The following is a 23,980-nucleotide window of genomic DNA, read 5'->3' as shown; positions in this document are numbered from 1 at the left end:
GAGTCCCCATTCTCGTCAGGCGCGATCTTCTCGCGGGGCGGCCGGGGGGATGGCACCCGGGCCCCGGCCGTCGGACCGGCCCCCTACTATGCCTGCTGTCCCGTGGGGTTCGTGGGGCGGGTAGGGTGATCCGGCCGCCAAAGCCCTGGCGGGCCAGGGTCATCGGGACGAATTGAGGGGATTCTCCATCATGGCTTCCGCGACGCGGAGACGGCCCGCCGCGGCCTCCGCCTCCGCACCCCCGTCCGCGACCCCGTCCGCGGGGTCCGGCTCCTCGGTCTCGCCGAGGCTCCAGGCCCGTCCCGGTCATTTCGGTTCGTTCCGATTGCAACAGCTCGTACTGGTCGAGGTGGCGGCGGCCCTGCTGCTCGTCGCCTGGGTCGTGGAGCCGATGCTGCTGGTCCCGGCGGGCGTGGTGGCCGTCGTGCTCGTCCTGCTGGCCGTGGTGCGCCGGCACCGGCGTTCCCTGCCCGAGTGGCTCGGCACCTTCCTCGCGCTGCGCGCCCGGACGCGCCGGTCCGCGTCGTTCACGGTGCCCGAGGGCACCGAGCCGGGGTTCGCGCCGATCGTGGAGTGCGACCCGGCGCTGCGGACCCTCACGTACAGCGACCGCGACCGGCGTCCGGTCGGCATGGTCGGGGACGGCACCTTCCTGACCGCGGTCCTGCGGGTCGAGTCGGAGGGCACGGCACTGCGGCCGGACCGGGCGGCGCGGCCGCTGCCGGTCGGGATCGTCCGGGACGTGCTGAGCGTGGACGGCATCCGGCTGGAGTCGGCGCAGGTCGTGCAGCACACGCAGCCGGCGCCCGCGCCGCACCTGCCGGCGCAGTCGATGGCGGCGCGCAACTACGGGCCGCTCCAGGCGCAGACGGGGTCGCCCGCGGTGCGGATCACCTGGATCGCGCTCAAGCTCGACCCCGAGCTGTGCCCGGAGGCGGTCGCCGCGCGCGGCGGCGGCATGACGGGCGCGCAGAAGTGCCTGGTGCGCGCGGCGGACCAGTTGGCGAGCCGGCTCGCGGGCGCCGGGTTCCGGGCGAGCGTGCTGACCGAGCAGGAGCTCACCTCGGCGCTCGCCACGTCCAGTTGCGCGAGCCCGATGGCGATCGCGCAGGCGGGCCGGGGCCGGGCGCAGGAGCGCCGGACCCAGGAGACCGCCCGGACCTGGCGGGTGGACGACCGCCGGCACACGACGTACTGGGTGGGGCGCTGGCCCCAGTTGGGCGGCCGGAACGGCGGCGCGGGCGCGTCGATGCCGCAACTGGTGGCCCTGCTGACCTCGCTGCCCGCGCTCGCGACGACGTTCAGCCTGACGCTGAGCGGCGGGGACCGGCAGGAGGTGACGGTGACCGGACACGTACGGATCACCGGGCGCAGCGACGAGGAACTGGTGACCGCGCGGCACGAGTTGGAGCGTGCGGCGCGCGGGGTGAGGACGGGGCTCGTGCGACTGGACCGGGAACAGGTGCCCGGCGTCCTGGCGACGCTTCCGCTGGGGGGTGCGCGCTGATGTCCACCGCGACCCCGCCCGGCGCCCCCGGTACGCAGTCGGGCGCGGGTGTTCCCGGCGCGTCCAATACCTACGGCGCGCAGCCGGCCTCCGGTACGTACGGCGGACGGGCGGCCGCGCCCTCCCCCGCTCCCCTCCCCCGGCCCCCCGCCGGGCGGGGCGGGCGGCCCCGGTTCGGCTTCGGGCTGGTCGGGCCGCGCCGCGACCGGCACTCCGTCTCCGTGGAGCAACTCGACGCGCTGGCCCTCCCGGTGGGCGACGACGGCATGGTGATAGGCGTCGACGCCGAGGGCCGCCCCGCCGTGCTCGGCGTCAACCGGCCCGTCCCCTACGACGTCGCCCTCATCGGCGGCCTGTGGACCGCGCAGGTCCTGGCGCTGCGGGCCGCCGCGACGGGCGCCCGGGTGGCGGTCGAGACCGGCCGCGCGCAGGCGTGGACGGCGCTGGCGCAGGCCGCGGGCGGCGGGCAGCCGTGCATCACGCTGCACGACGTGGGCCGGGTGCCGCCGCAGGGCGCGTCGGCGGGCAGTCCGGTGGTCGTGGTGCGCGACTGCGGCATGCGGCCGCCGCGCGGCCGTGTCGTGTCGGCGCCCTGGCAGTCGGTGGTGACGCTGCTCCCCTATCTGAGCCCGGTCGCGCCCCGCCTCCTGGAGAAGTCCTCCCTGGTCGGGGTCCAGCGGGTGTCCCCGGACGAGGCGGTCCAGATCGGCCGCATCATGAACCTGCCGCGCCACGAGCACGAGGCGCTGTCCACGCTCGCGGACGGAGTGACCCTCTGGTGCACCCCGGACGACCGCCAGTTCGTGATGACGCAGGCGACGGACGCCGAGACCGGATTGTTGGGCGGCGCGCGCCGGATGGACTGAGCGGCACGAAGTCGCTCGCGTACGTCCCCTTTTGCATCGTTTTGAACGGTGGGGGTTCTCACTCTGCGGCGCGGCCGGGTCACTTGGGGACCGGAGCGGGCGCCGGGGACGGGCGGGGAGGGTCCGCCGGGCCCGCCCGCGGGTCGCCCGCGCCGATTAGGCTGGAAGGGCCCCGCCCACGACGGCACAAGGGTGCTCGACCACACCAGGAGGCAAAGTGAACGGCGATCGCGACGAGATCCACGGGGGTTGGAATCCACCCGCCGACGATCAGTCCGACGCGGATCCCGCCGAGATGACGGGTGAGTTCACCATCGACTACACCCCGCCCGCCTGGTACACGCAGAACACGCCGGGCGGTACGGGGGCGGGCGGCGCCACTCCCCCGCCGCCGAGCGGAGCGCCGCTCCCCGTGCCGGGCCTTCCGGCGGGCAGCGGTTTCGAGCCCCACTGGAGCCCCGCGCCGCCGGTGACGCCGACGCCGCCCGCCGCGCCGACCGCACCTGTCGCGCCTGTCACGCCTGTCACGCCTGTCACGCCTGTCGCACCGGAGCCCGCGCCGCCGGTCACGCCGGCCGCGGGGGTGCCGTCGGCGGCGGTGCCTCCGGCGGACGGCCCTCCGGCGGACGGATCTCCCACCGTCGGGCCGGCGGGCCCGGTGCCGGGCGACTCCACGCCGGAGGACCCCACCGCGCCGGGCGACCCGCTGCCCGGCGGCTTCACGGCGGACGCTCCGCCGTCCGGCGGCCCCACCCCCGCCGACGCGTCGTCCGGCGGCCCGCTGCCCGCCGACTCCCCCTTCGACAACGGCGGCGGAGACGTGGAGAGCGGTGCCACCGTGCGCTTCTCCCCCGCCGCGCTCCGGCGCGAGATCGCGGAGCGGACCGCGGAGTCCCCGGCGACCGGCGCCGCCGAGGAGGCGGACGCCCCCACGGGCCCGGACGCCGGTCCGGCCCCGGTCGGGGACGACCACGCCCCGGCGAGTTCCGACGCGACCTCCTCCGAAGATCCGGAAGAGGCCGGGGGCGCCGAGCCGTCCGTGACGGACTCCCCTCCGGACTCCACGGCGAACTCCCCTGCGGACTCCTCGAAGGGCCGCGACGAAACGGCCGGAGCCCCCGGCGACACCGCGGCTCCGGAGGACCGGCCCGCCGGGACCGGCGTGGAGACGACGACGGAGGCGGAGGCCGCGGGCCCGACGGCCGCGCCCCCGGGCGCCCCCGCCGAAGCGCCCCCGGCCGCCACCGCTCCCCAGGGCTTCGGCCCCGGCGCCGCTCCCGGCCCGTACGACGCCGCCGACCGGCCGGCCGACGCCCCGGGCGCCTTCCCGGCTCCCGGGAGCCCCGCTGCCCCCGGCCCCTTCCCGGCCCCCGGGGACCCCGCCCCTCCCGCCCCCTTCCCCGCCGCCGGGCCGCAGCCCGGGGCCGCGCCCGGACTGCCCCCGCTGCCGCCGTCGTTCCAGCCCGCCGCGCCCGCGCAGCAGTGGCCCGCGCCGCCGGTCGCGGGCGCCCAGCCGGGAGCCCCGGCCGCGCCGCTGCCGCCCACCGCCGCCTGGCCGTCGTCGGCGTCCGCGCCGGCCGCGCCCGGCCCCGTACCGCCGCAGGCCCAGGAGCCGGGCGGGTACGGCTACCCCCAGACCCCCCAGGCCCCCCACGCCCCCCAGCCCCCGCACGTACAGCAGCCCCCGCTCCCGCAAGGTGGCGGTTACGGCTTCCCGCACCCCGGGACGCCCCCGCAGCAGGCCGGTTACGGCTACCCGCAGCAGCAGCCCGGCGGCGTGCCGCCGCAGGCCCAGCAGCCGGGCGGGTACGGCTTCCCGCACCCCGGCGCCGTACCCCCGCAGGCTCCCCCGCCGCAGGCGCAGCCCCCGGCCCAGCCGCGGCCCCCGCACGACGCGCAGCCGCCCGTCGACCCCCGGACCGGTGCCGCCTGGCCCTCGCCCGTGACGCACGACCAGCGGGAGCGGTCCGTGCCGGGCGCCCCGCTCGGGTACAACGCGGCCGTCGAGCTCTCCTCCGACCGGCTGCTGCGGAACAACAAGCAGAAGCCCAAGTCCAGCCGCACCCCCGGCGCCGCCTCCCGCTTCAAGCTCGGCGGCAAGAAGGAGGAGGCGGAGCGGCAGCGGAAGCTGGAACTGATCCGGACGCCGGTCCTCTCCTGCTACCGGATCGCGGTCATCTCGCTCAAGGGCGGCGTCGGCAAGACCACGACGACCACCGCGCTCGGCGCGACCCTGGCGACCGAGCGGCAGGACAAGATCCTGGCGATCGACGCCAACCCGGACGCCGGCACCCTGGGCCGCCGGGTGCGGCGCGAGACCGGGGCGACCATCCGCGACCTGGTGCAGGCGATCCCGTACCTGAACTCGTACATGGACATCCGCAGGTTCACCTCGCAGGCGCCCTCGGGTCTGGAGATCCTCGCCAACGACGTGGACCCGGCCGTCTCGACGACCTTCAACGACGAGGACTACCGGCGGGCGATCGACGTCCTGGGCAAGCAGTACCCGATCATCCTCACCGACTCGGGCACGGGCCTGCTCTACAGCGCCATGCGCGGGGTGCTCGACCTCGCCGACCAGCTCATCATCATCTCCACGCCCTCCGTGGACGGCGCCTCCAGCGCGTCGACCACCCTGGACTGGCTCTCCGCGCACGGCTACGCGGACCTGGTGCAGCGCTCCCTCACCGTCATCTCCGGCGTCCGCGAGACCGGAAAGATGATCAAGGTCGAGGACATCGTGCAGCACTTCCGGACCCGTTGCCGCGGGGTCGTGGTCGTGCCCTTCGACGAGCACCTCGCGGCCGGTGCCGAGGTGGACCTCGACATGATGCGGCCGAAGACCCGCGAGGCGTACTTCCACCTGTCGGCGCTGGTGGCCGAGGACTTCGTACGGGCGCAGCAGGCGCAGGGCCTGTGGACCGGCGACGGCCAGGGCGCGGCACCGCCGCACATGGCCCCGCCGATGCCGGGACAGCCGTACCCCGGACAGCAGCAGTACGCCGGACAGCAGCCGGTCCCGGGCCGGTTCGCCCCGCCCGGGCCGATGCCCGGCCAGCCGCTGCCGGGGCAGTTCGCGCCCGGCCAGCCCTCCCCCGGTCAGCCGTACGCCCCCCAGGCGCCCCAGCCCTACCCGGCGCAGGCGTACCCGGCCCCCGGTCAGCCGGGGCAGCCGTACCCGGCCCCCGGCCCGATGCCCGGTCAGTTCGCCCCGGCCCAGCCGATGCCCGGCCAGTCGGCGCCCGGTCACCCGGCACCCGGTCAGCCGTACGCCCCCCAGGCCCCGCACCCCGGTCAGCCCTACCCGCAGCAGCCCGGCCGGCCGGGCGCTCCCGGCGTGCCCCCGGCCTGGCAGCAGCAGCCGGCCCCGGCACAGGTTCCGCCGCAGGAGCTTCCCGAGCAGCAGCACGGGCAGCCGCTGCCCCCGCAGGCCGGTCCACCGGCCCCTCCGCAGGCGCCGCCAGCCCCTCAGCAGTAGGGCGTCACAGGAGTAGACCAATGAGGCCCCGTATCGGTCGTCCGATACGGGGCCTCATGGCGTTCCCGCAGCCCACAAGGGGTTTGAGTCATCGTTGACGACGGCAGACCACCGCTGATACACCTTCGCTTCACTCACCGTCAGCCCAAGATCCACGACAGAAACCCCGACGCGAGGTCACGTCCCATGGTCATGGTCACGAAGGTCCCACCCCGCCCCGCCCCCGCCCGCAGACCCCTCCGGATCCTGCTCGCCTCCGGTCTCGCCGCCACCTCGCTCGTCGTCGTCCCCGGCACCGCGCGGGCGGAGGACGAGAAGCCCGGCGGCACCACCCTCACGGTGGCGGTCTCGCAGAGCATCGACTCGCTGAGCCCGTTCCTCGCCCAGAAGCTCACCTCGACGAGCATCCACCGCCTGGCCTACGAGTACCTGACGAACTACGACCCGAAGGACGCCCGTACGGTCCCGGGCCTGGCGACCGAGTGGAAGCCCTCCCCCGACAAGCTGACCTGGACGTACACGATCCGCGGGGACTCGTTCTGGTCGGACGGGACGCAGGCGACCGCAGCGGACGCGGCCTGGACCTTCAACAAGATGATGACCGACCCGAACGCCGCCACCGCCAACGGCAGCTTCACCTCCAACTTCGAGAAGGTCACCGCGCCCGACGCGAAGACCCTCGTCATCAAGCTGAAGAAGCCGCAGGCGACGATGACCGCGCTCGACGTGCCGATCGTGCCGAAGCACGTCTGGGAGAAGGTCGGCGACTTCTCGAAGTTCAACAACGACAAGCAGTTCCCCATCGTGGGCAACGGGCCCTTCGTCATCACCGACTACAAGGTCGACCAGTACGTCAGGCTCAAGCCGAACAAGAAGTTCTGGCGGGGCGCGCCCAGGTTCGACGAGCTGGTCTTCAAGTACTACAAGGACGGGGACGCCGCCGTCGCCGCCCTCCAGAAGGGCGAGGTGTCCTTCGTACCGAACCTGACGCCGGCCCAGGCCGACGCGCTGAAGACCCAGAGGAACATCAGGGTCAACGACGCCCCGGGCCGCCGCTTCTACGCCCTCGCCACCAACCCGGGCGCCCGGGCGCGGGACGGGAAGACGTTCGGCAACGGGCACAAGGCGCTGCTCGACCCGGCCGTGCGCAAGGCGCTCTTCCTCGCGGTCGACCGCGCCACCCTCGTCGACAAGGTCTTCCAGGGACACGCCGTCGAGGGCGAGGGGTACGTCCCGCCCCGCTTCGGCTCGTACTTCTGGAAGCCCGACGGCGGCCAGGAGCGGACGTACGACCCGGAGGAGGCGGCGAAGGTCCTCGACGCCGCCGGGTACCGCAAGGGCGCCGGGGGCAAGCGGGTCGGCAAGGACGGCAGGCCGCTGGACTTCCGGATCCTCTGTCACGCCACCGACCCGAACGACAAGGCGGTCGGCAAGTACCTCCAGGAGTGGTGGGGGAAGCTCGGCATCGGCCTGAAGGTCGAGTGCCTGGACAGCGTCTCGGACCCGTGGACGAAGGGCGACTACGACCTCGCGTTCGACGGCTGGTCGGTCAACCCCGACCCGGACTACGTCCTCTCCATCCACACCTGCGGCGCCCTCCCGGCCACCCCGAAGGACAGCGGGGCCACCGACAACTTCATCTGCGACGAGGAGTTCGACGGGCTCTACGCGCAGCAGGCGGTGGAGTACGACACCGCCAAGCGGGCGGATCTGGTGAAGCGGATGCAGTCCCGCCTGTACGACACGGGGTACATGAACGTCATGGCCTATCCGAACGCCCTGGAGGCGTACCGCACGGACCAGATCGCGTCCATCACGACCATGCCCGAGGCCGCCGGGAACCTGTGGGGCCAGGACGGCTACTGGAGCTGGTGGTCGGCCGTGCCGGCGGCCTCGGCCTCCGGCGGGTCCGAGGGCGGCGGCTCCTCCACCGGGGTGATCGTCGGCATCGGCGCGGCCGTGGTGGTCGTGGTCGGCCTCGGCGTCGTCCTCGGCCTGCGCCGCCGGTCCACCGCCGACGACCGCGAGTAGTCCGTGACGACGACCAGCACCCCCGCCGACGTGGTGCGGGCCGACCAGGCCCGCGCCGCGGACGGCGCGCCCCGCACCGGCGCCTCCTCCGGCTACCTCCGCCACGCGGCGGGAAAGCTGGGCGGCGCGCTCGTCTCGCTCTTCGCCGTGCTCGTCACCAGCTTCTTCCTGTTCCGGATCATCCCCGGCGACCCGGTGAAGGCGATGACCCACGGCCTGCCCACCTCGGCCGGGCAACTGGCCACGCTGAGGAGGCAGTTCGGCCTCGATCTGCCGCTCTGGCAGCAGTTCGCCGACTACTGCGCGAAGGCCCTGACGGGCGACCTCGGCACCTCGTTCCAGTTCCGCGCCCCCGTCGGGGAGCTGATCGGGGAGAAGCTTCCGGCGACGCTGCTGCTCACCGGGGTCGCCGTGGTGATCTACTCGGCGCTCGGGCTGTGGCTCGGCACCCGCTCGGCCTGGCGCCACGGCGGCCGGGGGGACAAGCTGAACACCGGGATCGCGCTGACCCTGTGGTCGGTCCCGTCCTTCTGGCTCGGCCTGCTCCTCATCATCGTGTTCTCCGTCGGCGCGGGCCCGGTCCCGGGGCTCTTCCCGACCGGCGGCATGGAGTCGGGCACGGGCGAGACCGGTCTCGCGTACGTCCTGGACGTCGCCCACCACCTGGTCCTGCCGGTGGTGACCCTGGTGGCGGTCGGCTACGCGCAGACGCTGCTCGTGATGCGCTCCTCGCTCCTGGACGAGATGGGCGGCGACTACCTGACGACGGCGCGGGCGAAGGGGCTGCGCGACGACGTCGTGCGCCGCAGGCACGCGGTGCCGAACGCGCTGCTCCCGACCGTGACCATGATCTTCATCAACCTGGGCCACGTGGCGGCGGGTTCGATCCTGGTGGAGACGGTGTTCTCCTGGCCGGGGCTCGGCGGGCTCTTCTACCAGGCGCTCAGCGTGCCCGACCTGCCGCTCGTGCAGGGCCTGTTCGTGGTCTTCGCCGGAGCGATGATCCTGATGAACCTGCTCGCCGACCTGCTCTATCCGCTGCTCGACCCCCGGGTGGGCCGATGACCTCCTCCACGACCTCCGCGACACCCGCGCCGGAGCCCCTGGAACCCCCTCCCGCCGTCCCCGAACCCGCGCGGAAGCCGCCCTCCGCGGCCTCCCTCGCCCGGCAGCGCCGCAAGGCCTCGGCGGTCCGCTTCTGGAGGCAGTACCGCACCCACCGCGCCGGGCTCTACGGCCTCGCCGGGCTCGTCCTGATCGCCCTGCTCGCGCTCGCCGCCCCGCTGCTCGTCGGCGCCGACGTGCAGTCGGTGACGGAGGCGCCGGGCACGGCCCTGGAGTCCCCGAGCGCCGGGTTCCCGCTCGGCACCGACCAGTTCGGGCGCTCGCTGCTCGGGCTGCTGGTCTGGGGGGCGCGGATCTCGCTGCTCGTCGGTCTGCTCGCGGCGGCCCTCTCGGTCGCCATCGGCACCCTGGTGGGGATCGTCGCCGGGCACTACGGCGGCTGGTTCTCGACCGTCGTCATGCGGATCACCGACTGGTTCCTGGTGATGCCGACGCTGGTCCTGGCGATCGTGCTCGCCACCGTGATGTCCCGCTCGATGTGGACGGTGGTCCTGGCGATCGGGGTGACCTCCTGGCCGACCACCGCCCGCCTGGTGCGGGCGCAGACCATCGCGGTGGAGTCCCGCCCGTACATCGAGCGGGCGACCGCGCTCGGCGGCGGCCACCGGCACGTCATGACCCGGCACGTGCTGCCGAACGTGATGCCGCTGGTCCTCGCGCAGACCACGCTCGGCATCTCGACCGCCATCCTCACCGAGGCCACCCTCGCCTTCCTGGGCCTGGGCGACCCGACGGTGGTCTCCTGGGGCGGGATGCTCCAGGACGCCCGCGAGGCCGGCGCGGTCTCCTCCGGGCACTGGTGGTACCTGGCCCCGCCCGGGATCGCGATCGCCCTGGTCGCGCTCGCGTTCACGCTGTGCGGCCGGGCCGTCGAGTCCGTGCTCAACCCGAAGCTGGGGGTGGGGCGATGAGCCTCCTGGAGGTACGGGACCTCAGGGTGACGTACGGGTCGGGCGCGGCGGCCGTGCCCGCCGTGCGCGGGGTCGACCTGACCCTGGAGGCGGGCACCAAGCTGGGCGTGGCCGGCGAGTCCGGCTGCGGCAAGTCGACGCTCGCGCTCGCGCTGCTCCGGCTGCTCCCGGCGTCGGCGCGCCTGGAGGGCGAGATCCTGCTCGACGGCGAGGACGTCCTCACGATGTCGTGGGGGCGGCTGCGGGCCGTGCGCTGGGCGGGCGCGTCGATCGTCTTCCAGGGCGCGATGCACTCGCTGAACGCCGTGCACCGGATCGGGGACCAGATCGCGGAGCCGCTGCTCGTGCACGGCCGGGCGACCCCGGCGGCGGCCCGCGAGCGGGTCGGCGAGCTGCTCGAACACGTCGGCCTGCCCGCCGCCCGCGCCGCCGCCTACCCGCACGAGCTGTCCGGCGGGCAGCGGCAGCGCGTGATGATCGCGATGGCGCTCGCCTGCGATCCCCGGCTGATCGTCGCGGACGAGCCGACGACCGCCCTCGACGTGATGATCCAGGCGCAGATCCTGCGCCTGATCGAGGGCCTGGTCGCCGAGCAGTCGATCAGCCTCCTGATGATCAGCCACGACCTGGCGGTCCTCGCCGACACCTGCGACCGGCTCGCCGTGATGTACGCGGGCCGGATCGTCGAGGAGGGCCCGGCACGGGAGGTGTACGAGGCGGCCGCGCACCCCTACGGGCGGGCGCTGTCCTCGGCGTTCCCGCGCATCGGCGACCCCGCGTCCCGGCGTGCGCCGCGCGGCCTGCCGGGCGATCCGCCGGACCCGGCCGCCCTGCCGGGCGGCTGCGCCTTCCACCCGCGCTGCCCGGTGGCGCTCGACGTCTGCGGGGACCTGGACCAGGAACTGCGGGAGGCCGGCGCGGAGCGCCGGGCCGCCTGCGTGCACGTGGGGAGCGCTTCATGACGACGGACACCACCGCGCGCCCGGAGCCGGGGACGGCGACCGGATCGCTGCTCTCGGCCCGGGACCTGCGCGTGGTCTTCCCCGGGCGCCGGGGCGCGCCGCCCGCACGGGCGGTGGACGGGGTGGACCTGGACGTCGGCGCGGGCGAGATCGTGGCCCTCGTGGGCGAGTCGGGCTGCGGCAAGACGACCCTGGCCCGCTCGCTGCTCGGCCTGGTCCGGCCCACGTCGGGCACGGTCTCCTTCGACGGGAAGCCGCTCGCGTACTCCTCCGGAGCGCTCAAGTCCTACCGGAAGCGGGCGCAGTTGGTCCTCCAGGACCCGAGCGGCTCGCTGAACCCCCGGCACACCGTGTACGACGCGGTGGCGGAGGGGCTGCGGATCCACGGGTACGCGGGGGACGAGCGGGCCGCCGTCGCCGGGGCGCTCGCGCGGGCCGGACTGCGCCCGCCGGAGCGCTTCTTCCTGCGCTATCCGCACGAGCTGTCCGGCGGGCAGCGGCAGCGGGTGGTCATCGCGGGCGCGCTCGTCCTGGAGCCCGAACTGATCGTCGCGGACGAGCCGGTGGCCTCCCTGGACGCGTCCGTACGGGGCGAGATCCTGGCGCTGCTGCTGCGCCTGCGCGACGAACTGGGCCTGTCGGCCCTGGTGGTGACGCACGACCTGGGCCTCGCGTGGAACATCGCGGACCGGGTGGCGGTGATGTACCTGGGCCGGATCGTGGAGACGGGCCCGGTGGAGTCCGTCCTGACGAACCCCCGGCACCCGTACACGCGGGCGCTGCTCTCGGTGCTCCCGGAGTCCGAGGAGGCGCCGGTGGTGCTGGCCGGGGAGCCCCCGGACCCGTCCCGGATCCCCTCCGGATGCCGCTTCCACGCCCGCTGCCAGGTCCTGGCCTCGGGCGCGGCGGCGGCGGTCGCGGACCGCTGCCGGGGCGAGGACCCGCCGGTCCTGCCCGGCGGCGGGGCGGGCGCGGTGGCCTGCCACTGGGTGGAGCGGGAGGAGCGGAAGGGGGCGGTCTGACCGGACCCGGCGGGTCAGACGCGCTCCGGGTGCTCCCGGTCGTACTCCCCGGTCAGCTCGCGGCAGCGCTTCACGTCGTCCGCCATGGCCAGGAGCAGGTCGTCCAGGGTGTCGAACCGCAGCATCCCGCGCACGTACGCCAGGAAGTCGACGGCCACGTGCAGCCCGTACAGGTCGAGCCCCTCGCGGTCGATCGCGTACGCCTCGACGGTCCGTTCGGTGCCGTCGAACTGGGGGTTCGTGCCGACCGAGATGGCCGCCGGCATCCGCTCGCCGGCGGCCGTCAGCCAGCCCGCGTAGACGCCGTCGGCCGGGATCGCGGTGTGCGGCAGGGTCTCGACGTTGGCGGTGGGGAAGCCGAGTTCGCGGCCGCGCTGGGCGCCGCGGACCACGACGCCCTCGACGCGGTGCGGGCGGCCGAGGATCTCGGCGGCCCCGGCCATGTCGCCCTCGGCGACCAGCCGGCGGGTGAGGGTGGAGGAGAAGGGTTCGCCGCCGCCCGCACTGCCGCTGACGTACAGGTCGACGACCTCGACCTCGTAGTCGTAGGTGGCGCCGAGCTCGGCGAGGAAGGCGACGTTCCCGGCGGCCCGGTGGCCGAAGCGGAAGTTGGGGCCCTCGATGACGGCCCGGGCGTGCAGCTTGTCGACGAGGACCTTGACGATGAAGTCGGCCGGGGAGAGCTGGGAGAACTCGGCGGTGAACGGCAGCACGAGCACCGCGTCCACGCCGAGGCCGGCCATCAGCTCGGCGCGCCGGTGGTGCGGGGCGAGCAGCGGCGGGTGGCTGCCGGGCCGCACGACCTCGGAGGGGTGCGGGTCGAAGGTGACCACGACGGAGGGGACGCCGAGCTCGCGGGCGCGCTCGACGGCCCGCCCGACGATGAGCTGGTGCCCGCGGTGCACCCCGTCGTAGGAGCCGATGGTGACGACGCTGCGCCCCCAGTCCTGGGGGATGTCCTCCAAACCACGCCAGCGCTGCACTGTGACCGCTCCTCGTCCGCCTGTTCGCCGATTACGCAGGTCTAAGACTGCCATGCCCACGCCCGTCGGCACGCATCGGCATGGAAGTGCCGGGGCGGCGCAGCGCGTCGAGGGCCTCGACGCCGAGCAGCGGGGCCCAGTCGCCGGGCGCGGCGACGATCCAGCCGCCGAGGAGGTCGGTGAAGACGGGCCGCTCGCGGACGAGGGCGGCGAGGAGCCGGTCGAGCCGTGCGGCGCCCTCGGGGGTGCGGACGCACAGCAGCCCGGCCCGGTGGGTGAGCTGCCGGGTGCGGGGCTCGCTGCGCCGCTCCGCGTCCTCGGCGGCGGCGGTCACGAGGGCCTCCAGGACGGAGAGCTCCCCGGCACCGGCCCGGTGCCGCTCGTGCTCCAGGAGTACGTCGAGCAGCTCGGCCCGCAGGTGGCGGGAGGCGCCGGTGCCGGGGGCGGCGAGCACGGGGGCGAGGGCGCACCGGAGGACCACGGGCCCGCTCCGGATCAGGCCGGTGACCAGGGGGAACAGCACGGCCCTCGCCTCGGGTCCGGCTTCGAGGCGCCGGTCCGTGAAGGCGGCCACGTGCGGGGCGCTGCCGGGGTGGAGGAGGGCCTGGTCGCGGACGAGGACGGCGGCGCGGCGGGCGAGGGCGGGCGTGTCGATCCCGGCGAGGGCCCCCAGGACGGCGGCCGGGTCCTCGCCGGTGGCGTCGAGCCGGAACCGGAGGGCGTCGAGGACCTCCCCGGGGTGGGTGGCGAGGGCGTCGACGAGGGCGTCGAGGGGGACGCCGGGTTCGGTGGCGGCGCGGGGCAGGTGGCGGGCGCGGGTCTCGGGGTCGCGGATCAGGAGGCCGAGGGCGGCGCCGTGCAGGTCCCGGTCGGCGGGGCGGGCGAGGAGGGCGAGGGCGGCGTAGCGCAGGAGTTCGCGGTCGGCGGGGAGGGTGGCGCGGTCGGCGGCCGGGCGTCCGTACGCGGCGGCCGCGGCGCGCCGCTCGGGGCGCCCGTCGTCGTGGGCCCAGCGGTCGACGGCCCGGCAGAGGGCGGAGGTCTCGTCCCGGGCGAGGGTGGCCAGGAGGTCTTCGGCGAGGGGGTGGGCGGTGGCGACGAGCGCCTCGCACAGGTCGTCGACGGCGAGGTGCCGGTGGGCGTGCAGGAGGGCCCGGGCGGTGGTGGCGACGGTGGCGTGCGGGGCCGCGGGCAGCGGCCGCTCGTCGCCGAACCAGCGGCACAGGAGCGGCTGGACGCCCCGGGGATCGGCGGCGAGCAGCTCCGCGACCGTGCGGCACCAGCGGTCCTCGCCCGGCGGGTCGGCGGTGACGAGCCGGCGCAGCAGGTCGATCCGCTCGTCCTCGCCGACCGCGAGGCCCCGCCAGAACTCCGGCCCGAAGGCGGCGAAGGCGGGGGGCCGTCCCGGGCGGGCGCCGATCCGGTCGGCGAGCAGCCGCAGGACGGGCAGGTGGGCGCGGGGGTCCGGCACCCGCCGCAGGCCCTCCGCGAGCAGCCGCGCGGCCCACCAGGCCCCGTCCCCGTCGTCCTCCCCGGCGTCCGCGAACCGCCCGAGCGCCTCCACGAGCCCGCCGAGCCGCTGCCCGAGCCCGCCCGCCCCGCGCTCCCGGCCCGCGAGTAGCAGGGCCTGGAGCACGGGCCCGATCCGGTGCCGGGGCACGGGCGGCGGCCCGTCGGACGCTCGCGCGTCCCCGGCGGCCCGGGGCCGGGGCACGGCGGGGCCGGGACCGGCCGCTCCGGCGGGGGACGGGACGCCCGCGCCCGTACGGCCGAGGGGGCGGGGGACGTCCGGTCCGGCCGAAGGCTCCGGGGTGTCCGGACCTCCGGGGCGCGGGACATCCGCGTGCTCGCGGCCGGTGCCGGCCGGGTCGTGGGCGTGGGCGTTCGGGTCGGTCCCATGGCCGTGGGCGGCCGGGCCGGCCTCGCGGCCGGACGTGGCCGGGGCGGTCCCGTGGGCGAGGGCGACCGGGCCTGGGACGGGGGCGACCGGGCCTGAGGCACGGGCGGCCGGGTCGGTCCCGTGGCCGGGGGTCTCCGGAATCCCCGGCGCCGGGCCCCCGTCGGAGGCGTGGTGGGCGTGGACCAGGGCGTGCAGGGCCGTGTCCAGGTCGAGGTGGGCGGCCTGGAGCCAGTCGGCGAACTCCTCGTGGGCGAAGCGGTAGCCGGAGCCCGCCGGGACGAGGAGGCCCTCGGTGAGGACGGCCGGGGCCCAGCCCTCCCGCCAGGGGAACAGCTCCTCGAAGGAGGCCCGGTCGAGGACGCCGTGGCCGGGGCCGAGGCACCGGCGGGCCGCCTCGTGGACCCGGCCGGTCACGCGCGCGGCGAGCCGGCGGACGGCGGTCCCCCGGACCGGGGGGAGGGTGCCGGCGGCGATCCGGACGGCGGTCCGCAGGCACACCAGGTCGAGGTGGGCGGTGAAGACCTCCTCGCGGCAGGGCCGCCCCGGCACCCCTCCGGGCAGCGCGGCCCGCACCTCGGCGAGCAGCCGCAGGGCGAGCGGGTGCCGGGCGTCCGCCTCGGCGAGGTCCGTCTCGCGGAGCCCGTACCCCTCCCGTACGGTCCGCGCCTCCGCCTCGGTGTACGGGCCGAGGACGACGGCCGGGGGGAGCCCGGTCCCGTCGTACCCGGTCCCGCCGTCCCCGTCCCCGCCGTCCCCGGGCGCGGGGCGGTACAGGGCCTCCGGGCCGTAGAGGGCGCCCGCCCGCTCCCAGTGCTCGGGGCGGCAGGCGGTGGCGAGCCGGACCCCGTGGGCGCGGAGCCACCGTTCGGTGGCCGCGGTCCAGGCGGGGAGCCGGTGGGCGAGGAGCGGGGGCATCTCCTCGGGGCCGTCGAGGACGACGAGGAGCGGCCGGCCGGCCTCCCGGGCGAGGGCGGCGGCCCGCTCGGGGGTGGCGGTGGTGGTGTCGCCGGGGGCGCCGGAGGCGGCGACGACGCGGCCGGCCCGGTCCAGGGCGCGGCCGACGGCGTCGGCGAGGGAGCGGTCCTCGGCGTGCAGGTCGGCGCCGCGCAGCCGGACGGTGGGGGCCGGGGCCTCGCCCCGGGCGCGGCGGGCGCAGAGCGCGGCGAGGGCGGTGGTGCGGCCGGTGCCGGGGGCGCCGACCAGGGCGAGGACGGGGGCCTCCCCGGTGGTGAAGCGGTCGAGTTCGCGGGCGCGGTCGGCACGCTCGACGGGCTCGGGCCAGGGCCCGGGGTCCCGTACGGGGCCGGTGGAGGTGGCGGTGAGTTCGAGGATCCCGGCGAGGTTGAGGTCGGGGCCGTAGGCGGGGACGGTGGCGGCGTTGCGCCGCAGCAGGGCGGTGAGCGGACCGTCGGGCCGGAGCGGGACCGCGTACCCGGCGGCCCGGCGGCCGCCGTGGAGGGCGGTGCCGAGGACGGCGAGGACGGTGCCGGTGGCGGTGTCGAGGACGGGGCTGCCGGCGGCCCGGCCGTCGCGGCGGAGCGCCTCGGCGCCCTCGGTGCCGATGGCGAGTGCGAGGGCCTCGTCGAGGTCGTGGAAGCGGTCGGCGGCGGTGTACGTGACGGCGACGGATCCGAGGACGCGCGCCTCGCGCCAGCCGTGGGCCTCGATCCGGACGTAGGTGCCGGGCTCGATCTCGGGACGGGTGGCGAGCGGCAGGGGGCGGACGCCAAGCCCTTCGCTGCGGACGAGGGCGAGCCCGCTCTCGGGCAGGGGGGTGACGGCCCCGGCCTCGGCGAGCCAGCTCCGGTCGCCGGGGGCGCGCAGCAGGACGCGGCTGAGCCCGTCGACGGCCTCGTGGCTGGTGACGACCGTCCCGTGGTGGTCGGCGAGGAAGCCGGTGCCGCGCGTCCGGCCCGCCGGATCGCAGATCCGCACCAGCGTCGCCAGGTCCCCGCGTCCCATGGTGACGACGGTAGGCGGCCCGTGATCACACGACGGCGCGCGCGGGGGAACGCGCCCCCTCTCACTCCCCCGTTCGCTCCGAGCGCCTCCCCGGTGGAGTGAATTTCCGTGACTTTCGCGGACAAGGGTCCCGTGGGGGAACGAGAGTGGGGCGGGCACGCGCGCGCGTACCCGCCCCACTCATGGGCCCGAGGCCTGTCGGCCCGTCAGCTCGTCAGCCGAAGACGGCGAGGCTCTTCGCCTTGCCCCGCTGGTCCTCGACCAGGGCGAACAGCTTCCCCTCCGGTCCGAAGACCGCGACGGGACCCTTGGGGTACTCCGGCATCTCCAGGCGGACGCCGTTGAGCAGCAGCCGGGCGCGCTTCTCGTCGACGTCCCAGCGCGGGAACGCCGCCGCGGCCGCGTCCGCGACCGGCATGACCGTCAGCTCCTCCTGGAGCTGCTCCAGGGTCCTGGCCGAGTCCAGCTTGTACGGACCGACCCGGGTGCGGCGCAGCGCGGTCAGGTGGCCGCCCACGCCGAGCCCGGCACCGAGGTCCCGGGCGAGCGCCCGGATGTACGTGCCGGAGGAACAGACCACCGAGACGACCAGGTCGACCACGGGGGTGCCGTCCTCGGCGACGGCCTCGCGGACGTCGTACACCCGGAAGGAGGAGACGGTGACCGGACGGGCCGGGATCTCGAACTCCTCGCCGCCGCGCACGCGCGCGTAGGACCGCTTGCCGTCGATCTTGATCGCGGAGACCTTCGACGGCACCTGCATGAGGGCGCCGGTCAGCTCCGCCACACCGGCGTCGATCTGCTCGCGGGTGACCTTCGACGCGTCGACCGACGCCGTGATCTCGCCCTCGGCGTCGTCGGTGATCGTGGCCTGGCCCAGCCGGATGGTGCCCAGGTACTCCTTCTCGGTCAGCGCGAGGTGACCGAGGAGCTTGGTCGCCCGCTCCACGCCGAGGACGAGGACGCCCGTGGCCATGGGGTCGAGCGTTCCGGCGTGGCCGACGCGGCGGGTCCTCGCGATCCCGCGCATCTTGGCCACGACGTCGTGCGAAGTGAAGCCCGACGGCTTGTCGACGATGACAAGGCCGTCGGGCGTGGGGGTCGTGTCGCTCATTCGGCGGTGTCGTCCTCGCCCGGCTTCTTGTAGGGGTCGGCTTCGCCCGCGAAGCCGGCGCCCGAGGACGCCTCCCTCACCTGGGCGTCGGAGGCCCGCGCCTTGTCGAGGAGGTCCTCGATGGTGCGGGCGTTCTCCGGGAGGGCGTCGGCCACGAAGGTCAGCGTCGGGGTGAACTTGGTCCCCGCCGCCCGGCCCACGGCCGAACGGAGGACGCCCTTGGCGCTCTCCAGGCCGGCCGCGGCGCTCGCGCGCTCCTCGTCGTCGCCGTAGACCGTGTAGAAGACCGTGGCCTCCCGCAGGTCACCGGTGACGCGGGTGTCCGTGATGGTCACGTGCGTACCCAGGCGGGGGTCCTTGATGCCGCGCTGCAGCTTCTCGGCGACCACCTCCCGGATGAGGTCCGCCAGCTTCTTCGCCCGCGCGTTGTCGGCCACTGGTCCTTCTCCTTCTTCGCCTTGCTCAATCAGTCTTCATCAGTGTGGAGCCTGCGGCGCACCGACAGCAGCTCCACCTCCGGCCGGGCGGCGACGAGCCGCTCGCACCGGTCCAGCACGTCGCTGAGGTGTCCCGGGTCCCCCGTCACCATCGCGACGCCGATCTCGGTCCGCCGGTGGAGGTCCTGGCCGCCGACCTCCGCCACGCTCACCGCGAACTTTCGCTGGAGCTCGGCGACGATCGGCCTGACGACGGAGCGCTTCTCCTTCAGCGACCGTACGTCGCCCAGGAGCAGATCGAAGGACAGTGTCCCCACGTACATGTGTGTCCGGATGTCCCGCCGGTTCGGGGTCAGTGGCCCCGCCCACCACAGGGCGGGTACACCAGGAACCGTACACGCAACGGCCGGGGCCGATCGACGGAATAAGTTCCGCCGACCGGCCCCTGCTCACTGCTGCGATCGGACGCGATCAGGCGCGCGGCTTCTCGCGCATCTCGTACGTCGCGATGACGTCGTCGATCTTGATGTCGTTGAAGTTTCCGAGGTTGATACCGCCCTCGAAGCCTTCGCGGATCTCGGTGACGTCGTCCTTGAAGCGGCGCAGACCGTGGATCGTGAGGTCCTCGGCGATGACCTTGCCGTCGCGGACGAGGCGCGCCTTGGTGTTGCGCTTGACCTCGCCCGAGCGGATGAGGACACCGGCGATGTTGCCCAGCTTGGACGAGCGGAAGACCTCGCGGATCTCCGCCGTGCCGAGCTCGACCTCTTCGTACTCCGGCTTGAGGAGGCCCTTGAGCGCCGCCTCGATCTCCTCGATCGCCTGGTAGATGACCGAGTAGTACCGGACGTCGACGCCCTCGCGCTCCGCCATCTGCGCGGCACGGCCGGCCGCGCGGACGTTGTAGCCGATGACGATGGCGTCGGAGCCCATGGCCAGGTCGATGTCCGACTCCGTGACCGCACCCACACCGCGGTGCAGGACGCGGATGTCGACCTCTTCGCCGACGTCGAGCTGGAGCAGCGAGGCTTCGAGGGCCTCGACCGCACCGGACGCGTCGCCCTTGATGATGAGGTTGAGTTCCTGGACCAGACCGGCCTTGAGCACCTTGTCGAGGTCCTCGAGGGACACCCGGCGGACGCGCTTGGCGAAGGCGGCGTTGCGCTCGCGCGCGGCGCGCTTCTCGGCGATCTGACGCGCCGTACGGTCCTCGTCGACCACCAGGAGGTTGTCGCCGGCACCCGGCACGTTGGTGAGACCGAGCACCAGGACGGGAGTCGACGGGGTCGCCTCCTCGACGTTGTTGCCCTTGTCGTCGAGCATCGCCCGGACGCGGCCGTACGCGTCGCCGACCACCACGGTGTCGCCGATGCGCAGCGTTCCGCGCTGGACCAGGACGGTCGAGACCGCACCGCGGCCGCGGTCGAGGTGGGACTCGATCGCGATGCCCTGCGCGTCCTGGTTCGGGTTGGCCCGCAGGTCGAGCGAGGCGTCGGCGGTGAGGACGACGGCCTCGAGCAGGGAGTCGATGTGCAGACCCTGCTTGGCGGAGATGTCGACGAACATGGTGTCGCCGCCGTACTCCTCGGCCACCAGACCGAACTCGGTGAGCTGACCGCGCACCTTGGTCGGGTCCGCGCCCTCGACGTCGATCTTGTTGACCGCGACGACGATCGGGACGCCGGCGGCCTTGGCGTGGTTGAGCGCCTCGATCGTCTGCGGCATGACGCCGTCGTTGGCCGCGACCACGAGGATCGCGATGTCGGTCGACTTCGCACCACGGGCACGCATGGCGGTGAACGCCTCGTGACCCGGGGTGTCGATGAAGGTGATGCGACGCTCTTCGCCGTTGACCTCGGTGCCCACCTGGTAGGCGCCGATGTGCTGGGTGATGCCGCCGGCCTCGCCCGCGACCACGTTGGTCTTGCGGATCGCGTCGAGGAGGCGGGTCTTTCCGTGGTCGACGTGACCCATGACGGTCACGACCGGCGGACGGGAGACCAGGGCCTCTTCGCCGCCCTCGTCCTCGCCGAACTCGATGTCGAAGGACTCGAGCAGCTCGCGGTCCTCCTCCTCGGGGCTGACGATCTGAACCTGGTAGTTCATCTCGTCGCCGAGCATCTGCAGCGTGTCGTCGGAGACCGACTGCGTGGCCGTGACCATCTCGCCGAGGTTCATCATCACCGCGACGAGCGACGCCGGGTTGGCGCCGATCTTCTCGGCGAAGTCGGTGAGGGAGGCACCGCGCGACAGGCGAATGACCTCGCCGCCGCCGCGGGGAAGCATCACGCCGCCCACGGACGGGGCCTGCATGGCCTCGTACTCCTGGCGCCTCTGACGCTTCGACTTGCGACCGCGACGCGCGGGACCGCCGGGACGGCCGAAGGCGCCCTGCGTGCCACCACGGCCACCGGGACCACCGGGACGACCGCCGAAGCCGCCGGGACGACCGCCGAAGCCGCCGCCACCGCCGGGACCACCCGGACGACCGCCGCCGCCACCGGGACCACCGGGACGGCCGGCGAAGCCGCCGCCGCCACCGCCGGGACCGGCCGGACGACCGGCGAAGCCAGGACGACCGCCGCCGCCACCGCCGGGACCGCCCGGACGGCCGCCGGGGCCACCGGGACCACGGCCGCCGGGGCCGGGACGCGGGCCGGCAGCGGGACGCTGCGGCATCATGCCCGGGTTCGGACGGTTGCCGCCGGGCGCACCGCCCGGACGGGGAGCCTGCGGGCGGGGCATGCCGCCCGGAGTCGGACGGGCGCCGCCCTGTCCCTGCGGGCGCGGGGCGCCGCCGGGGCCGCCCTGCGGACGCGGGGCGCCCGGAACGGCACCGGGGCCGCCGGGACGCGGGGCACCGCCACCGGGACGGGGCGCCTGCGGGCGCGCCATGCCGGTGGAGCCGCCCGAGGTGAACGGGTTGTTGCCCGGACGGGGACCGGCCGGACGGGCACCGCCCGGACGGGGGGCCTGCTGGCCGCCGGGGCGCGGCGCGCCCTGGCCCTGCGGGCGGGGCGCCTGCTGGCCCGGACGGGCGGCCGGGCGGGGGCCCGGGGTCGCGCCGGCGGGACGCTGCTGACCGGCGGCGGGGGCCGCCGGAGGCGCGGTGAACTCCGGGGTGGTCGGAGCCGGGGAGGCCGGTGCCGGCTTCGGCGCGGCCGCGGGCTTCGGACCCGGGGTCGGACGCGGGCCGGGGGCGGCCGGCGTCGAGGGCTTCTCCGCTGCCGCGGGCTTGGGCGCCGGGGTGGGCGCGCCAGGCTTCGGGGCAGCCGGACGAGAGGCCTGCGCCGGGGACGGCGCGGGGGATGCCTGCGCCGGCTTCGGCGCGGCGGGGGTGGGCGTCGCCTTGCGGGGCGCGCCGGGCTTGGCAGCGGTCTTGCCGGCGTTGCCACCGGGACCCTGCAAAGCGTCAGTCAACTTGCGCACGACCGGCGCCTCGATCGTCGAGGACGCCGAACGGACGAATTCACCGAGTTCTTGGAGCTTGGCCATGACGACCTTGCTCTCCACGCCGAACTCCTTGGCGAGTTCGTATACCCGGACCTTAGCCACTTCGCTCCTTTGAGGTCCGGTTACCGCCGGACCGTCGCTACTTCATGGGCGTACTCATCGCGTACTCATCGAGTGCTCATCGCAATCTCGACCTACTTCCAACTCGCGAGGTACCTGACCGCACGGTGTTCCGTGCCGTACTTCTTCACTGCTGTGCCGATCGCTCGACGTGGTGGCGGAGTGCCGCGCTGTCGAGCGGGCCCCGGACCCTGAAGGCCCTGGGGAACGCTCGGCGGCGGACCGCCAGGTCGAGACAGACCACGGCGGGGTGCAGGTACGCACCCCGGCCGGGCAGCGTACCGCGATGATCCGGGACGCACTCGTCCTCGTTCACCACGATCCGCAGCAGATCGCTCTTGGCCGCTCGCTCCCGGCATCCCACGCAGGTTCGCTCAGGGCACACGCGGGCGTGCGTCCGGCCAGACACGATTAAGTCTACCTCCCCGTACCGACCTCGCCCGATCGGGGCAAGAATCGAACAGTCGTTGGCCAAAAACGGTCTCAGGCCTGCTCGGCCTGCTCCGTGTCCGGGCGGATGTCGATGCGCCAGCCGGTGAGGCGGGCGGCGAGGCGGGCGTTCTGCCCCTCCTTGCCGATCGCCAGGGAGAGCTGGTAGTCCGGCACCGTCACCCGGGCCGAGCGGGCGGCCAGGTCGACGATCTCGACCTTGGAGACCCGGGCCGGGGAGAGCGCGTTCGCCACCATCTCGGCCGGGTCGTCCGACCAGTCGACGATGTCGATCTTCTCGCCGAGCAGCTCCGCCATCACGTTGCGGACGCGGCTGCCCATCGGGCCGATGCAGGCGCCCTTGGGGTTCAGGCCCGAACGGGTGGCGCGGACGGCGATCTTGGTGCGGTGGCCGGCCTCGCGGGCGATGGCCGAGATCTCGACCGAGCCGTCCGCGATCTCCGGCACCTCCAGGGCGAAGAGCTTCTTCACCAGGTTGGGGTGGGTGCGCGACAGGGTGACGGAGGGACCGCGGACGCCCTTGGCGACCCGGACGACGTACGTCCGCAGGCGCAGGCCGTGGGTGTACTCCTCGCCCGGCACCTGCTCCTGGACCGGGAGGATGGCCTCCAGCTTGTCGTCCAGCCTGACCAGGACGTTCTTCGGGTCCTTGCCCTGCTGGACCACACCGGCGACGACGTCGCCCTCGCGGCGCGCGTACTCGCCGAAGGTCACGTCGTTCTCGGCGTCCCGCAGCCGCTGCTGGATGACCTGGCGGGCGGTGCTCGCCGCGATCCGGCCGAAGTCCGAGGGGGTGTCGTCGAAGTCCTTGGGCTCCTGGCCCTCCTCCAGGTCGGAGGCGTCCTCCTTGGCCCAGACGGTCACGTGGCCGGTCTGCCGGTCCAGCTCCACGCGCGCGTGGCGGCGGGCGTCGGGGGTGCGGTGGTAGGCGATGAGGAGGGCCGACTCGATCGCCTCGACCAGCAGGTCGAAGGAGATCTCCTTCTCATGCGCCAAGCCCTTGAGAAGCTTCACGTCGATGTCCACGGCTACGCCTCCTCTTCCTTCTTGTCCTTGCGGTTGAACTCGATCTCGACACGCGCCTTGGAGATGTCGGCGAACCCGATCCTGCGGGCGGTCGGCCTGCGCCCCTTCACGCCCGGCACTTCGAGGTCGAGGCCGTCCTCGTCCACGGCGAGGATCCGGGCGACGAGCTCTCCCGCCTCGGCGAGCTGGAGGCGCACGAGGCGGCCGGTGGCGCGCACGTAGTGGCGGTGCTCGGTGAGGGGGCGGTCGGCGCCGGGGGAGCTGACTTCGAGGACGTACTCGCCCTCGCCCATCGCGTCGGTCTCGTCCAGCTTCTCGGAGATCGCGCGGCTCAGTTCGGCGCAGGCGTCCAGTTCCACGCCCTCGTCCGAGTCGACGACGATCCGCAGCAGTCCGCGGCGGCCCGCCCGGGACACCTCGATCTCTTCCAGATCCAGGTCCTTCGCGCGGACGAGCGGCTCGACGAGTCCGCGCAGCCTGTCGCTCTGGGTGGTGCTCATCCGGGTGACTCCTCGGCCGCGTGTGCTGTTGTGTGTCGTCGCGTGTCAGACCAAAGGGTATCCGGTCCGGGAGGGTGTTGCCGTCCACCGCCCCGGGCCCCGCGGGTACGCTCGCCTGCGGTGATCCGAACGATCT

At 74.7% G+C, this 23,980-nt stretch carries 17 protein-coding genes; 8 read left to right on the top strand and 9 right to left on the bottom strand.

Features of this window, described 5'->3' with window-relative positions; all coding sequences use genetic code 11:
• Window positions 1-190: 190 nt before the first annotated feature.
• The 8 genes from eccE to ACFYNX_RS05080 all read left to right on the top strand — a co-directional run bounded on the left by eccE (window position 191) and on the right by ACFYNX_RS05080 (window position 11,902).
• Entirely contained in the window at window positions 191-1,507 is a 1,317-nt protein-coding gene (gene eccE, locus ACFYNX_RS05115) for a type VII secretion protein EccE (protein ID WP_388657725.1), read from the top strand.
• A complete protein-coding gene (locus tag ACFYNX_RS05110) occupies window positions 1,507-2,373 on the top strand; it encodes a hypothetical protein (protein ID WP_388657722.1) in 867 nt (288 codons plus the stop codon). Before eccE ends, ACFYNX_RS05110 begins: the two co-directional genes overlap by 1 nt.
• A 217-nt stretch (window positions 2,374-2,590) precedes the next feature.
• A complete protein-coding gene (locus ACFYNX_RS05105; RefSeq protein WP_388657719.1) occupies window positions 2,591-5,851 on the top strand; it encodes an SCO5717 family growth-regulating ATPase in 3,261 nt (1,086 codons plus the stop codon).
• Window positions 5,852-6,043: 192 nt separating this feature from the next.
• On the top strand, window positions 6,044-7,882 hold the full coding sequence (locus tag ACFYNX_RS05100; protein ID WP_388657857.1) for an ABC transporter substrate-binding protein: 1,839 nt from the start codon (window positions 6,044-6,046) through the stop codon (window positions 7,880-7,882).
• 3 nt (window positions 7,883-7,885) lie between these two features.
• Window positions 7,886-8,947: an ABC transporter permease gene (locus tag ACFYNX_RS05095; RefSeq protein WP_388657716.1), complete on the top strand. Its 1,062-nt coding sequence runs from the start codon at window positions 7,886-7,888 to the stop codon at window positions 8,945-8,947.
• Window positions 8,944-9,918: an ABC transporter permease gene (locus ACFYNX_RS05090; RefSeq protein ID WP_388657713.1), complete on the top strand. Its 975-nt coding sequence runs from the start codon at window positions 8,944-8,946 to the stop codon at window positions 9,916-9,918. The genes ACFYNX_RS05095 and ACFYNX_RS05090 overlap by 4 nt, the downstream gene beginning before the upstream one ends.
• Window positions 9,915-10,880 carry an ABC transporter ATP-binding protein gene (locus ACFYNX_RS05085; RefSeq protein WP_365546238.1) on the top strand — a complete coding sequence of 322 codons (966 nt, stop codon included), beginning with the start codon at window positions 9,915-9,917 and terminating at the stop codon, window positions 10,878-10,880. Before ACFYNX_RS05090 ends, ACFYNX_RS05085 begins: the two co-directional genes overlap by 4 nt.
• Window positions 10,877-11,902 (top strand): ABC transporter ATP-binding protein, encoded by a 1,026-nt coding sequence (locus tag ACFYNX_RS05080; protein ID WP_388657709.1) that lies wholly within the window; start codon window positions 10,877-10,879, stop codon window positions 11,900-11,902. Before ACFYNX_RS05085 ends, ACFYNX_RS05080 begins: the two co-directional genes overlap by 4 nt.
• Before the next feature lie 14 nt (window positions 11,903-11,916).
• On the opposite strand, the gene ACFYNX_RS05075 is transcribed toward ACFYNX_RS05080, so the two are convergent.
• The 9 genes from ACFYNX_RS05075 to rimP form a co-directional block, all read right to left on the bottom strand.
• Window positions 11,917-12,885, bottom strand: coding sequence for a bifunctional riboflavin kinase/FAD synthetase (locus ACFYNX_RS05075; RefSeq protein WP_125667814.1), 969 nt, complete (start codon window positions 12,883-12,885; stop codon window positions 11,917-11,919).
• 31 nt (window positions 12,886-12,916) lie between these two features.
• Entirely contained in the window at window positions 12,917-16,744 is a 3,828-nt protein-coding gene (locus tag ACFYNX_RS05070; protein WP_388657706.1) for a serine protease, read from the bottom strand.
• Between the two features lie 214 nt (window positions 16,745-16,958).
• Entirely contained in the window at window positions 16,959-17,858 is a 900-nt protein-coding gene (gene truB, locus ACFYNX_RS05065) for a tRNA pseudouridine(55) synthase TruB (protein ID WP_365546250.1), read from the bottom strand.
• Window positions 17,855-18,295, bottom strand: a complete 441-nt coding sequence (gene rbfA, locus ACFYNX_RS05060; protein ID WP_365546253.1) for a 30S ribosome-binding factor RbfA — start codon at window positions 18,293-18,295, stop codon at window positions 17,855-17,857. The genes truB and rbfA overlap by 4 nt, the downstream gene beginning before the upstream one ends.
• A 29-nt stretch (window positions 18,296-18,324) precedes the next feature.
• Window positions 18,325-18,618 carry a DUF503 domain-containing protein gene (locus ACFYNX_RS05055; RefSeq protein WP_125667965.1) on the bottom strand — a complete coding sequence of 98 codons (294 nt, stop codon included), beginning with the start codon at window positions 18,616-18,618 and terminating at the stop codon, window positions 18,325-18,327.
• A 148-nt stretch (window positions 18,619-18,766) separates the two neighbouring features.
• Window positions 18,767-21,850: a translation initiation factor IF-2 gene (gene infB / locus ACFYNX_RS05050; RefSeq protein ID WP_388657702.1), complete on the bottom strand. Its 3,084-nt coding sequence runs from the start codon at window positions 21,848-21,850 to the stop codon at window positions 18,767-18,769.
• 145 nt (window positions 21,851-21,995) lie between these two features.
• Complete coding sequence (locus ACFYNX_RS05045; RefSeq protein WP_365546259.1) at window positions 21,996-22,277, bottom strand: YlxR family protein; 282 nt, start codon at window positions 22,275-22,277, stop codon at window positions 21,996-21,998.
• 74 nt (window positions 22,278-22,351) lie between these two features.
• Entirely contained in the window at window positions 22,352-23,344 is a 993-nt protein-coding gene (gene nusA, locus ACFYNX_RS05040) for a transcription termination factor NusA (RefSeq protein ID WP_388657699.1), read from the bottom strand.
• A gap of 2 nt (window positions 23,345-23,346) precedes the next feature.
• Complete coding sequence (gene rimP, locus ACFYNX_RS05035) at window positions 23,347-23,844, bottom strand: ribosome maturation factor RimP (RefSeq protein ID WP_125665644.1); 498 nt, start codon at window positions 23,842-23,844, stop codon at window positions 23,347-23,349.
• Between the last annotated feature and the right edge of the window lie 136 nt (window positions 23,845-23,980).

This window comes from Streptomyces sp. NPDC007872 (assembly GCF_042868165.1).
GTDB lineage: Bacteria > Actinomycetota > Actinomycetes > Streptomycetales > Streptomycetaceae > Streptomyces.
Note: the sequence above shows the minus strand (reverse complement) of the source record. Positions and strands in the feature narration are given on the sequence as shown.